The sequence below is a fragment of the Luteococcus sp. genome, assembly GCF_043424415.1.
In the GTDB taxonomy this organism is placed as follows: Bacteria; Actinomycetota; Actinomycetes; order Propionibacteriales; family Propionibacteriaceae; genus Luteococcus.
In genome coordinates, this window is the sequence record NZ_JBHWOO010000039.1 from 1 (window position 1) to 16,143 (window position 16,143).

Genomic DNA, 16,143 nt, shown 5'->3' on the forward strand with positions numbered 1-16,143 from the left:
GCGACCTGCTCGCCTGGATGGCCATGCTCGCCCTCCAAGGCCCTGCGCGGCGATGGGAACCCAAAACCCTGCGGCACCGCCTGTTCACTCTTCAACGCCACCTTGGCCCACACGGCAAGGCGCACCATCCTGCACCTCAAGCAGACCAGCCCCTGGTCCACAACCATCCTGGACGGCTGGAACAGGCTCTCCGCACTCACCCCACCCTGACCCAACCGTCACCCGCCCCGACGACCAGCAGTAGCCATTCGGCAGTGGAACCGACGCCCACCCGCAACGACATGCGGGAACTTGTCACACCCACATGCCAAAATCACGACCACGAGACCGGCAACAACGCTGGACCATCGACCAACCAACCCTCATGAAAGATCGAGGCTAGCGGAACTCCAGGCTGACGTCCCTTGCATGATCGGCACATTCTCCGGACTCCCAAGACTCCCCCCTGACAGCCCATGAGGTATAACGATCAAAAGCATAGGAGCAATTGGCTTTCGCTCGCGCCTGACGCCCACTGGCAAGACCCGGGCACGATATAGTCGCGTAGTATTTGTTGATGGTCACATAACTCAAGTCTTTTTTCTGACTTTCACCGCTCGCTTCATCAGGCTGCCAGTGCAGCCATTCTTGCTGGTGGTTGAAACAGTACTGTCCGCAAAGGCTGGAGAGGCAAGTGAAAATAAAACCAGCGAGGAGATGCCCATTGCAGAAACTCGAGCCACTACCCGATTCATGAGAGGAACTTCCTTCCAAAATTCACGCATTGAGCGCGTAGACAACATAAACTGCAATGAAGGGCATTATTACTTCAAGAGCCCCAAGGATCGCCGAAACCCAACTCCTGCCAACAACGGCCAGCACCAAACTCACAAGACCAATTACGGGCGCCAAGAGAAAAGCTCTGGACCCATACACTGCGGACGCCACCGTAATGAGGAGCGCAGCGACGAAGAGAACCAGGGCAATCTCATTGGTGGAATTTGGATGGGACGCTTCACGACCAACCCTCGACATCAGCACTTCACCTTCATCTGAGCGGAGAAGTAAGCCTTCACTGCATTCGCAGCCAGTTTTTCGGTCCGATGCATCCGGCTGTAGTCTCTGTTAATTTCAGCGATCAGCGCGCGATCACAATCGCAATTGAAGTAGCCCTTGCTGCCGTAGCACTTGTCATGATTCATACATGCGCGGTCCAACAGGTCCTTGGGGGTACCCGAACCATACTTCGGACCACACCAGTTGCCCCACACGGGTAGGCGCAAGCTCAGAGGTTGCACTTGGGGTGAAGACTTACCAAGAGGGGGCGTGGTAAGAGTATTCGCATCAACCAAGCGATTGTAGATGGCTCCTGAATCCAGGATGTCCTGAGAAGCACCCGCTCTCTCTGCCGCCGCCGAGTCGAAATACTTCCTCGTTGGCGACTGAGTCCGCGGCACCAAGAAGGTGTGGAACGCACGCTCGAAATTAGCCTGTCCGTCGGTGATATCGACATCACCCACGGGGGGCCCAGCAATTGCCGGAGACAAACTCGCGTAGTTCATGCCAACGGCGAGCGCGAAAGCGAAAACAACCGCTGACACGAGACTCCTCCAGAAGCCGGATCTGTCTCTCATTTAGATTCCTCTGCGATATGATTTAGGGCGTTTCCTTCAGGGTAGGTCCCCGGGGTAGGTGCGTCAACGCCCCGCGCGAAATCGTGGACTTTCAGACACAAAGCAACGCAGAAGACCTCCAAGGCATTGACAGCCGGCTGGTCGACCGACACAATCTCGGGTTCACCGCAGAAGTGGGCGAGGTCAGCTCGATCAAGGCGAGACGGTACAGGGGGCCAGAACTTCACCGACTCCCCATGCCGAGTCTGATCACCAGCTCCTTGCGGCTCTCGAGGTCGACCTCATGGCAGCGCAGTAGGGGCAGTTACGGACTTGTCCATCACGAATCGTGATCCAGGTCGCCACCGGGTCAGGACGCTCTTCTGCGGCAGGCCAAGGACGCACACCAACGCGGCATCCCCACCGAACGCACTGATGCAATCGCGCTCATCTGCTGTCGGCGGATCCGGCAGCAAGGTTGCCCTGGGGCGCCCTCCGGCGTCACCTATGAGGTGCTGTCGGGCTTCTCCTGTGGACGGGCGGCTGTTGGAAGCTCCCCGTTCAAGCCCGGTGGGGAGCTGCGTCGACTGCCCCGGGGCGGGAGGTGTGGTTACACGGAACTCCTGTGTTCGGGCAGACCCCACGGTGGCACCTGTTCGTGTGCTCTTCTTGCCGGCAACCGCGCAGTGCGATGGTCAGTCCCGCTGTGTGGTCGCCGACATGGCCCCATTATGCCGCGTTGGGCTACTGCTCCAACGATCGGTGTCCCAACGACATCTGGAGGCGCACCAGGTAACCGTCGGGGTCCTGCACGAGGAACTGGCGAACACCCGCCGCCTCACTCGGACTGATGCGGTACCACTTCTCTTCCGGCTCCATGGACAAGGCCAATCCGCCTCGTGGAGCTGCCTGAGTTGCACGGCAACATCGGGCACGGAGATCGGGAAGCTGATCCCGCGCCCCAAGGGAGGGTCGAAGGGTGCCGTGCTCCACATCCTGCCGATGCCCGCCTGGTCGAGCATGAGGTGCGCACCGCCCAGGGCGAGGTAGGCGAAGCCTCCTCGGGTCTGTCGTAGAGCACCTCGAAGCCCAGCAGGTCGCACCAGAACGGACAGACACGCTGCAGTCGGTCACGGCCTGCTCGGGCACAAGAGACGGTTCAGCGCTCAGGGCCACCAGCCTCTCAGAGACATCTGCCGAACGCCCTGTGCTGCCGTTGATCTGGCGCCAGGTGGGGCCGAGTCGGACCGTTATCCCGGGGCCAGATGAAGTTGACATAGCCACGGCTTCGGCCTGGGCGACTATGACACCGCCACCGGTGACCTCGACGTGCCCACCGAGCGCGCCGAGGAGCTGGTCGGCTTCGTGCAGGAGGCCGACGTCGACATGACCATGAGCCGCTACATGGGCCTCGATCATGGCGCGGTGCAGCCTGTGGAGATCCTCTTCGGCGGGATCGACACCATCCCGACCATTCCGGTCTTCGTCAACGGCGTGGATGGCCCCTGCGTGCCGATGCGCCGCATCCGCCAGACGGGCGAGGCCATCGGCCGCTGGGTGGCCACCTGCGACGAGCGGGTGCTGCTGATCGCCTCGGGCGGGCTCTCGCACGACCCGCCCGTGCCGCAGTGGGCCACTGCCAGCGAGGACGTGCGCAAGTTCCTGCTCGACGGCCGCAATCCCACGCCGGAGGCCCGCCAGGCCCGCCAGCAGCGCGTGATCGACTCGGCGAAGGACTTCGTCGAGGGACGGGCCACCATCCGCGACCTCAACCCCGAATGGGACAAGGAGTTCATGCGGATGTGCGCCGAGCACGACGTGGCCGGCCTGGACGCGCTGACCGCCGAGCAGATGGTGCGCGATGCCGGCAACTCCTCGCACGAGGTGCGCACCTGGGTGAGCGCCTTCAGCGCCTTCGGGGCGATCGGCGACTACCGCGTCGAGACCTCCTTCTACCGTGACATCAAGCACTACATCGCCGGCTTCGGCGTGATGACTGCCAGCCAGTCAGCCTGAGCCGAACCCCGCGAAAGGACACACCATGGACATCACCTACGACTCCACCTCGAAGTTCGTCCAGACCAGCAAGCACCGGATCCACATCAACGAGGCCGGCTCGGGCAGCGAGGTCGTCTTCATGCTGCACGGCTCGGGCCCCGGCGCCACCGGCTGGAGCAACTTCAGCCAGAACATCCCCGTGCTGGCCGAGCACTTCCGCGTGATCGCGGTCGACATGCCCGGCTGGGGCGAGTCCGACCCGGTCACCTATTCCGGGCGCGACCACTGCACCGACCTGGCCGACCTGATGGACGAGCTGGGCGTCGACAAGGCCGCTGCCGTGATCGGCAACTCGATGGGTGGCGGCACCACGGTGCGCTTCGGCTACGAGCACCCCGAGCGCGTCGAGAAGCTCATCACGATGGGTTCCAGCTCGGGCAGCGCCTCGCTCTTCGGCGCCGCCGGCTTCACCGAGGGCCTGAAGGTGCTGCAGAAGGGCTACCGCAACCCGACCCCTGAGGTGATGCGCGAACTGGTGGAGGTGATGACCTTCGACAGCTCCTTCGCCACCGACGAGCTGGTGCAGGCCCGCGCCGAGATGGTGGCGGCGCATCCCGAGCACAACAAGAACTTCATCGATGGCACCGGCAAGCGCGCCGTCGTGGAGCTCGACTTCGCCAAGGTGCGCACCATCACCGCCCCGACGCTTCTCTTCCACGGCCGCGACGACCGGGTGGTGCCCTTCGAGCACTCGCTGCGCCTGACCTCGCTGATCCCCGACTCGCGGCTGCTGCTGATCAACCGCTGCGGCCACTGGCTGCAGATCGAGCACGCCGAGGAGTTCAACCGGCAGGTGCTGCACTTCCTGGGCAAGTGATCCCAGGGGTCCGTCCACAAACAACACCGAGGGCGGCCGTCACTGCATCATCTGCAGTGACGGCCGCCCTGACGGTGGTTTGTGGACGAGGCCCCTACCGGGCGAGCCCCTGCCGAGGGGCCAGGGCCGTCACCAGGACGGCCAGGACCACCATCGCGCCGGTGAGCACGGTGACCCCAGGCCAGGCCCAGCCGCTCCACGCCCACCCGGCGGCCGTCCCCGCCACGGAGCTGCCCACGTAGTACGCGAACAGGTACAGCGAGGCGGCCTGGCCGGTGCCCAGCCCCTGCGACGAGGCATGGGCCGCCACCCAGCCGGAGGCGACGCCGTGGGCGGCGAAGAAGCCGATCGACATCAGCGCCAGGCCGGTCACCACCAGCCACAGCGGACGCATCGCCACCGCCGCGATCCCCAGCAGCTGCAGGGCCAGGCCCCCGAGCACCACCAGGCGGGGGCCGTGCTGCTCGGTGGCGCGGCCGGCGCGGGCCGAGCTCCACGAGCCGAAGGCGTAGACGACGAAGACCAGCCCGGCCACGCCCACCGAGAGGGAATAGGGCGGCGCCTCGAGCCGGAAGCCCATCACATTGAAGCAGGCGACGAAGGCCCCCATGGCCAGGAAGGCCAGCGCCATCAGGGCCAGCTGCAGCGGGTCGCGCAGCAGCCGCAGCGTCTTGGCCGTCAGCCGTGCCGGGGCCAGCGGCTGGGCGACGAAGTGGCGGGAGGCGGGCAGCAGCAGCCGCACCGCCACGGCACAGGCCAGGGCCAGCAAGCCGATCCCGGAGATGGACCAGCGCCAGCCGAACTGGTCGGCCAGCACGCCCGAGAGGAGCCGCCCCGACATGCCGCCCAGGGCAGTGCCACCAATGTAGAGGCCGGTGGCGCGCCCGGCCGCCGAGGGGTGCATCTCCTCGCGCAGGTAGGCGACGGCCACCGCCGGGAGCCCCGCGACGCACACGCCGAGCACGGCCCGCAGCAGCAGGAGAACGGCCCACTGGTCGACCGCGGCGCTGGCCAGGGTGACCAAGGCTGAGGCGAACAGGCTTGCCAGCATCACAGTGGTGCGCCCGATGGCGTCGGAGACGGGCCCCAGGAAGAGCAGGGCGATGCCCAGCGTGATGGTGGTGGCCGAGACGGTCAGGGTCGTCTTGGCGGGGGTGACGCCGAAGTGGGCGCCGATCAGCGGCAGCAGCGGCTGCGTGCAGTAGATCGTCGCGAAGGTGACCAGCCCGGCCAGGAAGAGCGCCACGGTGGTGCGACGGTAGCCGGTCTCACCGGGACGATGGCCGGGGCTGGTCGGGCTCACGCCTCGGGAATGTCCTCGTCGGGTGTCGGGTCACCGTCGGTGCCGATCCCGTCGGCGAAGGCCGCCTCAGGGGTGGTGGCCTCGACGGGGCCGGAGGGCAGGCCGCCGAAGGTGCCGATCAGGCCCTCCTGCTCGGGCTGGGCATCCGAGGAGTCCTCGCGCCGGTACTCCTCCACGGGGACGGCCTGCGCCGTGCCCGGCTCCTGCGCCGGCTCGTCAACCGGGCGGCCGGAGTCGAGCTGGTCGAGCTGCTGCTCGGTCTGCTCCACCTCCTGTGGCGCCGGCTCGGCGCTGGGGGTGGCGGCGTGCGTGGGGTCCAGCTGCGGTTCGCTCATGCTCTCCTCCTGAGGGTGGGGTGCTGCAGGCTCTCCTGTGGTGAAGCTCTCCATGGGCACGACGCGTGGCCTCGTGTCCGGCTCGTCAGTGGCGGGCTCCGCGGCGGGTGCTGCCGGGATGACGGGCGACGGCTCGCCGGGCAACACGGGCTGGGTGTGCATGATCACCGGCGGCTCCCCGGCATCCTGCTGGGACTCTTCGGGGACTTCGGTTGCCTCGACGGGTTCGGGCGCCTCGGGCGTGGGTTCCTCGACCGGCTCGGGCTCGGGTAGCTGCGTCTCGACGGCCTGGGGTGCCTCGTCCAGTGCGGGTTCGGCCTGGGGTGCCTGTTCGGGCGTCTCCACCGGCGCGGCCCCTGCCTGTTCTGCCGCCGCAGCCGCCTGCTCGGCCGCCTTCCGTTCCTGGGCGGCGCGTCGCTGCTCGCGCGCCCGCTCGCGCTCGAGTCGTCGCTGCTCGGCGGCTTCGGCCGCCTGGCGGTCCTGCTCGGCCTTCTCGGCAGCGACCCGCTCCCGTTCGGCGGCCTCGGCGGCATCACGCTCTGCCTGGCGCTCGGCCAGCCGGGCCTGCTCGGCCTCCACCTGCTGCGCCTGCTCGGCCCTGATCCGTTCCATCTCGGCGGCCTTGGCGGCGCGGCGGGCCTCGCGGGCCTCGGCCTCGGCACGCTCCCGCTCGGCCTTCTCGGCGGCGGCCTTCTGCGCGGCCTCGCGCCGGGCCTGTTCCTCCGCCTCGGCGGCGGCCTTCTCGGCCTCCAGGTAGCCGGCATGGCGCTCCACCTCGGCGGCACTCGACTCGTGGCGCACCGCGGTGACGCCCTGCTCGCGGCTGAGCCAGTGGATGCGCTGGCTGCCCTCCACCGTGGTGCGGCCGCTGACCGGATCGACCACCAGGCAGGTGCCCTCGTCGATGGCCACCAGACTGGTCAGCTCACCCTTCTCCAGCGCGGCCAGGCCACGCTCCAGGCCACAGACGTCACCGTGCACGTCGATGCCCAGCCCCACCAGGCCCAGGCCGTCGCGCAGCTGCAGCTCCTCGGCGCCCTCGCTCCACACCTCGGGAGCCACTTGGCGGCCGCGGAAGCGCCAGCCGCCCACCACGGCGCGCTTGGCGACGATCGCGGCCCCGGCCGAGAAGCCCAGGTAGGGGACCCCCTGGCGCACCAGCTTCGCGATCAGCTCGCGCTGCGGCAGCAGGGCGTCGAGATAGCCGGGGGTCAGTCCGCCGCCTACCACGATCCCGGCGAGCTCCAGCGGCGCCTCGGGCCAGCGGGTCTGGTTGCTCGACGGCTCCGGCTCGTCGTCCAGCCAGACGGGCTCGATCTGGGCCTCGGGCCAGCGCTGCCGGATCGGCTCGGCGAGGTCGGCCAGGTGGTGCCCGGCCTCCTGCTCGGTGCCCAGCAGCGCGACGGCGATGCGCGTGCCGCGCTTCTTCGCCTGGGCGACGAACTGGTCGTGGACGCTGGCAAGGGAATCGGCGGGGCCGCCACCCACGAGGTACAAGGTCATGGACCCAGACTAGTCAGCCTCGCCGGTCGGCGCTCCCTGTCGCGACGAAGCTCCCGTGAGGGGCTCGTCGCGGCAGGGCTTTGGCAGGTCGGGTCAGCGACGGGCCTCCGGGCGTCCGGTGCGCAGGGCCCCGGCCAGCTCGCGGGCCTGCCCGACCACGGCCGGGTCGTCGGCGTCGACACTGCCACTGGCCACCCGGTCGACCAGGGGAAGCGCCTCGGCGCTGACCAGCGGCTCCCAGTGGCGCGACAGGCTGGCGTTCATCTGCAGGCGGGTGGCGGCGGCGCGCAGCCGGCTGGCAATCTCGGTGGCCTCCGCCTCCTGGGCCGCCGAGGAACGCGCCACCCACAGCACCATCAGCGTGATGAACACGTCGCCGGCACCGGTCATGATGACGAAGGAGTGCCACCAGGGCTCCAGCCAGTCACCGAAGTGCACGGCCAGCGAGACCACCTGGATGACGGCCCACAGCAGGGTCAGCACGGCGCCGGTGCGCAGTCGGCCGGACAGCACCACCAGGTGGATCAGCGCCGAGGCGGTCCAGGCCATCCACAGCGGATAGTCGATCTCCGGGGAGGTGGGCACCAGCGACAAATTGACGAACCAGGCGACGACGGCCACCACGAAGATCAAGCCCAGCGCCCACGGCCGCAGGGCGCGGCGGCGCAGCACGACGGCTGCCACCACGCCGATCGCCAGGGTGGCCAGGCCCACGGCCAGGCCGAGGCCGGGACGCTCCACCTGGCCGGCGGCCAGCAGGGTCATGAAGAAGCTGGTGGCCAGCATCGGCCAGGCCGTGCGGGTCAGGCGGCTGCGCACCAACTGGTCGGGGGCCTCGCGCCAGGCGGCGCCGCGGCTGGTGCTTTCCTGGCGGGGCCAGCGCAGCAGCACCTCGCCCTCGGCCCCGGGGGTGACGAGGACTTCGCCGCCGATGCCGTCCATCAGCTCGAAGACGCGACGGTCACAGCCCAGACGGTCCAGGGGACGGTTGCCACGCCTGGGGTCGACGATGTGCACCTCGCGCTGGTCGTCGTCCTCCTCGACGCGGATGCGGGCCTTCGACCCACCGCGGGCGAGCTCGTCGGCGAGCAGTTCTCGGGTGGCCTCCCCCATGGCCAGGGCCATGGCCATCGGTGCGGGGGCGGTGGCGCCGTCGACGACCACCCCCGCCCGGACGAGTGCGGGGATGGTGGCCAGCAGGTCCTCCACGCGGGTGGTGCGGCGCCGACCGGTGGCGTCCTGGACGGCGCTGCGGGCATCGCGGCAGATGTCGACGGTGCGTCGGGTCGAACCGCCGGCGGCCACCTGCTCCAGTGCGGGCAGCACCTGCTCGTCGAGCAGGCGGCGGGCCTCGACGCGTCCCTGCTCCTGGTCCTCGGCCTCCGACTTGGCGGCGCGGGCGGTCAGGCTGCGGGCAACGGCATCCTCGCGGGCTTCGTCGATGGCGATGATGGCATTGCCGAAGAGCAGCACCAGGGCGATGGGTTGCAGGATCCACAGGTGGTCGGCGAGGTCCTCCCAAGTGGAGGTGCCGACATAGGCGTGCTGCACCAGCATCATGGCGACGGCAGCCACGCCGGCGAAGACGAGGTGGTCGCGGTGCCGGGCCGACCGCATCGCCAGGGCGACGATCGGGAAGGCCCAGTAGCCGGGCAGCAGGTAGTCGGCGAGGTCGAAGGTGCCGGCCTGGCGCGCCATGAGCGCGATGCCGCCCAGCAGGAGGGCCAGCATCGCCCAGGCGCTGGCCAGGTGGTGGCGTGGAAGGAAGAGCGCGACGGCGGTGTAGAGCTGGGAGGCCAGCAGCAGGGCCGTGCCCAGCGCGGCGCCGGGGCTGGCGGCCAGGAATTCCAGCACCAGCGGGATGGTCTCGGTACTCAGGCTGAGCGCCAGGGAGCCCAGGCCCAGCACCTGGAGGGCGCGGGCGGTGGAGCTGCCCTGTACCTGGCCGGTGCTGCGGCGCGGCGCGGCGTCGCCGGTGTCGGCGGTGTCAGCGGCCCGGCGGGCCGGACTGTGGACAGAATCTGCGGTTGACACGTCTTTCCCCCGATGGATTGTGCGGTGCCACGAACAGTCGGGCACGAGCAGTCATCATCGGGCATGAGGGCGCCCACCGTCGCATCCGGGGCTCCTGGAAGAGCACAGTGCCAGGAGACTCTTGGTGGGCAAGGCCTCGTGTGGTGACCTGTGTCCTGCTGGCCGGGACAAGCCTCAGCGGCGCCCGGTCAGCTCGTCGAGGATGCCCGGGACGCTGCGCTCGATCGCCGCCAGCGTCTGGTGGAAACCGTCCATGCCGCCGTACCACGGGTCGGGCAGGCCCTCGCCATCGGCCGCCTCAGGGTCGTAGTCGCTGAACAGCCGCAGATTCGTCGCCCCCGGGACCAGGCGCAGCATGCGGTCGACGTGGTGCTGCTCTGCCGCCACCACCAGGTCGGCCTCGCGGATCTCCTCGGCGGTGACCTGGTGCGCCCGGTGGCCATCGGTCCGGTAGCCAGCCTCGGCGAGCACCTCGACGGCGCGCGGGTCGATCGGGTTGCCCTGCTCCTCGTCGCTCACACCGGCCGAGGTGATGCGCACGTCCAGGCCCTGCTCCTCGGCCAGGCGGCGGGCGACCCGCTCGGCGATCGGGGAGCGGCAGATGTTGCCGAGGCAGACCATGACGACGTGTGGGGTGTGTTCCATGAAATCAAGACTGCCATGCGGGTGGCGTCGGGGCTGAAAGGATGGTGTCTCGCCGCACTGGAGGAGACGACCGATGGATCTCAAGGGCAGAAGCTTCATCAAGGAGGCCGACTTCACGCCGCAGGAGTGGCTGGGGCTGCTCGAGCTGGCCGCCGAGCTGAAGACCGAGAAGCGCGAGGGGCGCGAGCGAAAGCGCCTGGCCGGGCGCAACATCGCACTCATCTTCGAGAAGACCTCCACCCGTACCCGTTGCGCCTTCGAGGTGGCCGCCTTCGACCAGGGCGCACACACCACCTTCCTGGACCCGGTGGGCTCGCAGATCGGGCACAAGGAGTCGATGGCCGACACCGCCCGGGTGCTGGGCCAGATGTTCGACGGCATCGAGTACCGCGGCCACGCAACCCACGGCGTCGAGTTGCTGGCCAAGTACGCAGGGGTGCCGGTGTGGAACGGGCTGACCAATGAGTGGCACCCCACCCAGATGCTCGCTGACCAGCTCACGATGCTGGAGCACGGCTCGAAGCCGCTGGACCAGGTGACCCATGCCTACCTGGGTGATGCCCGCTACAACACCGGCAACTCGATCCTGGTCTCCGGCGCGCTGGTGGGGATGGACGTGCGCATCGTTGCCCCGGTGGAGTACCAGCCGGAGCGGTGGGTGGTCGACATCGCCCAGGGCATCGCCCGACAGACCGGCGCCCGGATCACCGTCACCGAGGACGTCGCCGCCGGCGTGCAGGGATGCGACTTCATCTCCACCGACGTGTGGGTCTCGATGGGGGAGTCCAAGGAGGTCTGGAACCAGCGCATCGAGGTGCTCAGGGACTACCAGGTCAATGACGCGGTGCTGGAGGCAGCCGGCAATCCCGAGGTGAAGTTCATGCACTGCCTGCCGGCCTTCCATGACCGCTTCACCACGGTGGGGGAGGAGATCTTCCAGGCCACTGGGATGGACGCGCTGGAGGTCACCGACGAGGTCTTCGAGGGGCCGGCCTCGGTGGTCTTCGACCAGGCCGGCAACCGGATGCACACCATCAAGGCCGTGATGGTGGCCACGCTGGCCGGGTGAGCGGCTCGGCTGTCACCCACGCTCCCCGAGCTTGTCGAGGGCCACACAGAAGATCTCGGAAGATCTGGTCCGCTGGGGGGACCAGATCTTCCGAGATCACGTCGTGAGGGCCTGGGGCGTCAGTCGAACAGGCCGCCGAGCGCACTGCCGGCACCGCCGCCACCGCCATTGGGCGTGGCGACGACGTTCTCGCACGGCTGCACGACGACGTGGCCCTGGCCGCGGAAGGCCATCTGCAGCATCTCGCCGGTGCCGCCGCGCAGCATCGACTTCACACCGCCGGTGTCCACCTTGATGTCCATCTGCACGCCGCCGGTCCACAGCACCACGGCCTGCGCATCGGCGAAGGTGGGTGCCTGGGCGACGTCGAGGGCCACCGGCTCGCCCTTGGTGGTGATGGCGACGAAGCCGGTGCCGCGCAGCTCCACGTTGTAGAGCCCGCCGGTCATCGCTGCGCCGCGGGCCTGGATGCGGCGCACGTCCCACTGGATCGACTGGCTGAAGGCCAGCACATTACCTCCGTTGACGCTGATGACGTCGTTGTCCAGGTAGAGCAACTGGATGTCGGCGGCCTCGTCGGCCAGGAAGAGTTCGCCCGAACCGCTGGCCTCCATCAGCTGGACGCCCTCACCGGTGGCGGCCTGCTTGAGAAACTTCCCGATGCCGCCGGAGCCGCGGTTGGTGAAGGAGATCTGGCCCTGGTAGGCCACCATCGAGCCGGTGCGGGCCCAGACAGGGCCCTGCGCCATGTTCACCTTGAGCAGCTTCTTGTTCTGCAGGCTGAACTGGTGGTCGGAGTTCTTCTCGGCGTAGTCGTCGAACAGCGGTCCGTACAGGGGCATTGCTCCACCTCTTCGTCGTGGCGCAGGGGTGCGCCGGTCTGGTGTCTCGACAGTAGGGGCTGGCGGGTCCTCGCGAGGGCCGGCTCAGGGGAAAGTCCGGTGCGGGCCCGGCCTCAGTCGTCGCCCAGCCCGCGGGCCACCAGGGCGTCCCCGGTGCGCTGGGCATAGGCGACGGCCCCGACGACGCCCGGGGTGACCATGGCGAACCAGTTGCGCTCCAGGCCGCGGGCCCGGGCGGAATTGCGCACCTCGTCGAACAGCCCCACCAGGTAGGGCAGGGAGCGCAGCATCAGGGCGACGGCCAGGCCGAAGCGTTCCGAGGGGAAGCCCAGGCGTCCCAGCGGCCGGGTGGCGCCCACCAGGGCGTCGACCAGCACCGGCGCGGGGGTGGTGAAGGTGAGCATCCGGCTGAGGTAGATGCAGCCCACCAGGTTGGCCGAGATCATCACGCCGGTGGCCAGTCCCTCGCCGAACAGGACGTGGTAGCCCACCAGGAAGGCGACCAGGACCAGCAGCCCGGTGCCCAGCCGCAAGGTGAGGCGGGCCGGCAGCCGGGTGGCGAGCAGCAGCACCACCGCAACGGCCACCAGGGCCGCGGCCAGCCACCACTCGCGCAGCAGCAGCGAGGGCAGGGTGCCGGCGAAGAGCAGCGCATACTTCAGCCCCACCGGCAGGCGGTGGATCACGGAGCGGCCGGGCAGGTATTGCCCGAAGAGCTGGTCCTGGGGCCTCATGCGTCCATCAGCTGCCGGTAGTAGTCGACGGCACCGGCGGCCGGTCCGTCGTGCACGATCCGTCCGGCCTCGACGACGATGGCGCGGTCGGCGCGGGCGGCCAGTTCCAGGTCGTGGGTGGCGACGACCAGCTGCTGGTCCAGGCCCATCAGGGCGCGGGTCACCTGCATCCGGTTGCGCAGGTCGAGCAGGGTGGTGGGTTCGTCGGCCACGACGACGGTGGGCTCGACCGCCAGCACGGTGGCCATGCTGACCAGCTGGCGCTCACCGCCCGACAGGTCGTAGATGGACTGGTCGGCCACCTGGCCCAGGCCGCGCGACTCGAGGATCTCGACGGCGCGGGCGCGGCGTGCCCTGCGGTCCTTGATGGTCTTGCGCAGGCTCAGTTCGAGGTCGTCGGCGGGCGTGCTCATCACGAGCTGGCTGAGTGGGTCGGTGAAGACGAAGCCGACGTGCTGGCGCACCTGTTTGGCCTCGCGGGCCGGGTCGAGACCGTCGACCAGGACTCGCCCCGAGGTGGCCTCGACGAGCCCGTTGAGCAGGCGCAGCAGGGTCGACTTGCCCGAGCCGTTGGCGCCCAGCACGGCGATGCGCCGTTCGGGCAGCTCCAGGCTGATGTCGTCGAGCAGCCGCTTGTGCTGCTGGCCGCCCTCGCCCCAGACCGGGACCTCGACGACGACGTGCTCGAACTGGATCATCGGGCGGTGGCACCGCCGGTGGTCTCGGTGCGGGTGGCGTCGTGCGTGGCCTGGCCGAGGGCCAGCATCGGGAAGGCCTTGTGCACGGCGACGGCGATGACGGCGGCCAGGATGGTCTTGAGCACGTCGCCGGGCCAGTAGGCCATGTCGAAGGTGAAGGCCCTGCCCAGCGGGATGTCGCCGTTGTAGGACATGCCGAGGATGCCCAGCGGGTGGGTGATCAGCGCACTGCACAGCAGGCCGCACAGCACCAGGCCGACGGTGGCACCGGCCAGGCCCTTGCCACGGCCCATGCCCCGGCGCAGGACCGCGTAGGAGAGCAGGCCGCAGACGAAGGCGTAGATCGGGAAGGCGATGATGAAGCCGGCCGAGGGCCGGGCGAGCACGCCGAGGCCGGCCGAGCCGCCGGCGAAGACCGGGATGCCGGCCAGGCCGACCACGACGTAGAGCAGGGTGGCCAGCGCGGCGCGCCACGGGCCGAGCACCATGGCTGCCAGGCCGATGGCCAGCGTCTGCAGGGTGATCGGCACGGAGCTGCCCGCGACGCTGATGCCGGGCATCCACACGGTCACGGCCGCGATGAGGGCGGCGAAGACGGCGATGAGCGCCAGGTCGGTCATGGGATTGCTGCGCTTCACGGAAGACTCCTGTTGAACGGTGTTCAATGACGGGCTCACAATAGCGCCTGCCCGACGGCACCGGCCCACGAGGCCCGTGGCGTGGCAGGCTCGGGGCATGCGACCCACCCGCGAGCAGCTCGAGTCCTTCCGCAACCACGAGGTCCCGGACCTGTTGCCCGAGCCACTGCGGCTGCTGGTGGTGGGCATCAACCCGTCGCCGTGGACGGCCGCCACCGGCGCCCACTTCGCCCGTCCGGGCAACCGTTACTACCCGGCGCTGGCCCGCGCCGGGATCATCAGCCACCCCTTCGACGCCTCCGAGGGCTATCGCGACGAGGACCTGGCCGAACTGCACCGGCTGGGCATCGGCAACACCAACCTGGTGGCGCGCGCCACCGTGCGCGCCGACGAGCTGACCCGCCAGGAACTCCGCCAGGGTGCCCGCCGTCTGGAGCGCGTGGTCGCCGAGTGCGGCCCGGCCGTGGTGGCGGTACTCGGCGTCACCGCCTACCGCCAGGCCTTCTCCCGCCCGAAGGCGGTGCTGGGGGAGCAGCCCGAGCAACTGGCCGGCGCCCGGCTGTTCGTGCTGCCCAACCCGTCGGGGCTCAATGCGCACGAGACGATTGACTCGCTGGCCCGCGCCTATGCCGAGGCGGCCACGGCGGCGGGGATACCAACGACCAACTGAGGAACGCCCCAGGTCTGGTCGCACGGGGCCCAGGTGGACCCCCCAGCGGGGAGACTGTGACCATGCCGCAACTGCAGCCTGGGGCCAGGTGGGGCGGGCGACGGGCCCGTCGTCGCCGTTCGAGCAGTCATGGCCAGGCAAGCATTCACGACGAGGTGCAACGAAAGGCACCCGAGGCGCGTGGTGAGGGCATGACGGCCACCCTCCAGGCGCTGCCCGAGACCGGGCTGGGCTTCGACGAATGGCTCGGCCTGCGCGGACCGGCGCTGCTGTCCTTCGCGTGGATGGTGACCCGTCACAGGGAGGACGCCAAGGACGCCCTCCAGGATGCGCTGGTGGGGCTCTACCCCCGCTGGTCGCGGTTCGAGGACGCCGATGCGGCTGAAGCCTATCTCGGGCGCATCATCGTCAATGTCTGGGTGAGCAACGGGCGCAAGTCGGGCCGTCGCCTGGTGCCCGTCGAGGATCCCGGGGCCATGCAACCGCCGGTGCCCGACTTCACCGCGGCGCACGACGAGGCCGACATGGCCTGGCAGCTGTGTGAGAACCTGTCGCCGCAGCAACGTGCCGCGGTGGTCCTGCGCTTCAAGGAGGACTGCTCTTCTCCGACATCGCCCGCATCCTGGAGATCCCGGAGTTGACGGCGCATTCCCATGTCCACAGAGCCCTGGCTCGACTACGCACGATGATCGAGGCCACACGGTCGCAGGAGGCAGGATGAATCGCCACGACGACCAGCTCGACGCCGACTTCGCCGTCGAGGAGGCACTGTTCCGTGAGGCCTTCGCCCGCTACGGCGACGAGATGGCCGACGAGCCCGTCGCCTACGAGGGCCCCAGGAGCCGCACCGAACGCGCTGTGGGTTCGGTGCCGCCACGCACCCGATGGCTGGCGGCCGCCGCGGTCGTGGTGCTGATCGGCGGCTCGCGTTACCTGTGGCTGGACTGCACCAGCGATGCCGTCCCCGACCCGGCCGGCCCGATGGCGGTGCCGTCCAGCACGACCCCCAGCGCCACCCCGTCGCGGGCGGCCACCGCCAGTCCGAGCGCCTCCCCCAGCACCATCGAGCGTCCCCGCCCGACGGCCACCGCACGGCCCAGCACCACCGCGCCCACCCCGACGGGCGCCGGCGTCGCCTCGACCCGTCCGACGGCCGGGACCACAGGCGCCGCCCCGGACCGGCCTGGGACCGGGGCCTCAGGCAC

Annotated in this window: 15 protein-coding genes and 1 pseudogene; 7 read left to right on the forward strand and 9 right to left on the reverse strand. The window is 69.3% G+C overall.

All coding sequences use genetic code 11. The features are described 5' to 3' along the window. Positions 1–615 precede the first annotated feature (615 nt). Positions 616–1,035 (forward strand): hypothetical protein, encoded by a 420-nt coding sequence (locus tag ACHFFZ_RS01960; protein ID WP_394274985.1) that lies wholly within the window; start codon positions 616–618, stop codon positions 1,033–1,035. Here the strand turns inward: ACHFFZ_RS01960 and ACHFFZ_RS01965 are convergent. Next, entirely contained in the window at positions 1,014–1,580 is a 567-nt protein-coding gene (locus tag ACHFFZ_RS01965; RefSeq protein WP_394274986.1) for a hypothetical protein, read from the reverse strand. The genes ACHFFZ_RS01960 and ACHFFZ_RS01965 overlap by 22 nt on opposite strands. 1,305 nt (positions 1,581–2,885) lie before the next feature. Here ACHFFZ_RS01965 and ACHFFZ_RS01970 point away from each other — a divergent pair. Continuing rightward, the gene (locus tag ACHFFZ_RS01970) at positions 2,886–3,608 is read left to right on the forward strand and encodes a 3-carboxyethylcatechol 2,3-dioxygenase (RefSeq protein ID WP_394274999.1); all 723 of its coding nucleotides are present in this window, start codon (positions 2,886–2,888) and stop codon (positions 3,606–3,608) included. Positions 3,609–3,633: 25 nt separating this feature from the next. Further along, the gene (locus ACHFFZ_RS01975) at positions 3,634–4,467 is read left to right on the forward strand and encodes an alpha/beta fold hydrolase (RefSeq protein ID WP_394274987.1); all 834 of its coding nucleotides are present in this window, start codon (positions 3,634–3,636) and stop codon (positions 4,465–4,467) included. A 94-nt stretch (positions 4,468–4,561) separates the two neighbouring features. Here the strand turns inward: ACHFFZ_RS01975 and ACHFFZ_RS01980 are convergent, their stop codons facing one another. The 4 genes from ACHFFZ_RS01980 to ACHFFZ_RS01995 form a co-directional block, all read right to left on the reverse strand. After that, positions 4,562–5,770 (reverse strand): MFS transporter, encoded by a 1,209-nt coding sequence (locus ACHFFZ_RS01980; RefSeq protein ID WP_394274988.1) that lies wholly within the window; start codon positions 5,768–5,770, stop codon positions 4,562–4,564. Continuing rightward, a complete protein-coding gene (locus ACHFFZ_RS01985) occupies positions 5,767–7,608 on the reverse strand; it encodes a hypothetical protein (RefSeq protein WP_394274989.1) in 1,842 nt (613 codons plus the stop codon). Before ACHFFZ_RS01985 ends, ACHFFZ_RS01980 begins: the two co-directional genes overlap by 4 nt. A 93-nt stretch (positions 7,609–7,701) precedes the next feature. Next, positions 7,702–9,642: a hypothetical protein gene (locus ACHFFZ_RS01990; protein ID WP_394274990.1), complete on the reverse strand. Its 1,941-nt coding sequence runs from the start codon at positions 9,640–9,642 to the stop codon at positions 7,702–7,704. A 174-nt stretch (positions 9,643–9,816) separates the two neighbouring features. Then, positions 9,817–10,287 (reverse strand): low molecular weight protein-tyrosine-phosphatase, encoded by a 471-nt coding sequence (locus ACHFFZ_RS01995; protein WP_394274991.1) that lies wholly within the window; start codon positions 10,285–10,287, stop codon positions 9,817–9,819. Positions 10,288–10,360: 73 nt separating this feature from the next. Here ACHFFZ_RS01995 and argF point away from each other — a divergent pair, with 73 nt between their 5' ends. After that, the gene (gene argF / locus ACHFFZ_RS02000; RefSeq protein WP_394274992.1) at positions 10,361–11,356 is read left to right on the forward strand and encodes an ornithine carbamoyltransferase; all 996 of its coding nucleotides are present in this window, start codon (positions 10,361–10,363) and stop codon (positions 11,354–11,356) included. A gap of 119 nt (positions 11,357–11,475) precedes the next feature. Here the strand turns inward: argF and ACHFFZ_RS02005 are convergent, their stop codons facing one another. The 4 genes from ACHFFZ_RS02005 to ACHFFZ_RS02020 all read right to left on the reverse strand — a co-directional run bounded on the left by ACHFFZ_RS02005 (position 11,476) and on the right by ACHFFZ_RS02020 (position 14,268). Further along, complete coding sequence (locus tag ACHFFZ_RS02005) at positions 11,476–12,198, reverse strand: AIM24 family protein (protein WP_394274993.1); 723 nt, start codon at positions 12,196–12,198, stop codon at positions 11,476–11,478. 113 nt (positions 12,199–12,311) lie between these two features. Then, positions 12,312–12,932 (reverse strand): energy-coupling factor transporter transmembrane component T family protein, encoded by a 621-nt coding sequence (locus ACHFFZ_RS02010; RefSeq protein ID WP_394274994.1) that lies wholly within the window; start codon positions 12,930–12,932, stop codon positions 12,312–12,314. Further along, a complete protein-coding gene (locus ACHFFZ_RS02015) occupies positions 12,929–13,630 on the reverse strand; it encodes an energy-coupling factor ABC transporter ATP-binding protein (RefSeq protein ID WP_394274995.1) in 702 nt (233 codons plus the stop codon). Before ACHFFZ_RS02015 ends, ACHFFZ_RS02010 begins: the two co-directional genes overlap by 4 nt. Continuing rightward, a complete protein-coding gene (locus ACHFFZ_RS02020) occupies positions 13,627–14,268 on the reverse strand; it encodes a biotin transporter BioY (RefSeq protein WP_394274996.1) in 642 nt (213 codons plus the stop codon). Before ACHFFZ_RS02020 ends, ACHFFZ_RS02015 begins: the two co-directional genes overlap by 4 nt. 97 nt (positions 14,269–14,365) lie before the next feature. Here ACHFFZ_RS02020 and ACHFFZ_RS02025 point away from each other — a divergent pair, with 97 nt between their 5' ends. The 3 genes and pseudogenes from ACHFFZ_RS02025 to ACHFFZ_RS02035 all read left to right on the forward strand — a co-directional run. Further along, positions 14,366–14,938: a mismatch-specific DNA-glycosylase gene (locus ACHFFZ_RS02025; protein WP_394274997.1), complete on the forward strand. Its 573-nt coding sequence runs from the start codon at positions 14,366–14,368 to the stop codon at positions 14,936–14,938. Between the two features lie 191 nt (positions 14,939–15,129). After that, on the forward strand, positions 15,130–15,579 hold the full coding sequence (locus ACHFFZ_RS02030) for a sigma factor (protein WP_394274998.1): 450 nt from the start codon (positions 15,130–15,132) through the stop codon (positions 15,577–15,579). A 76-nt stretch (positions 15,580–15,655) separates the two neighbouring features. Continuing rightward, a pseudogene (locus ACHFFZ_RS02035) lies at positions 15,656–16,143 on the forward strand (hypothetical protein); the annotation flags it as partial.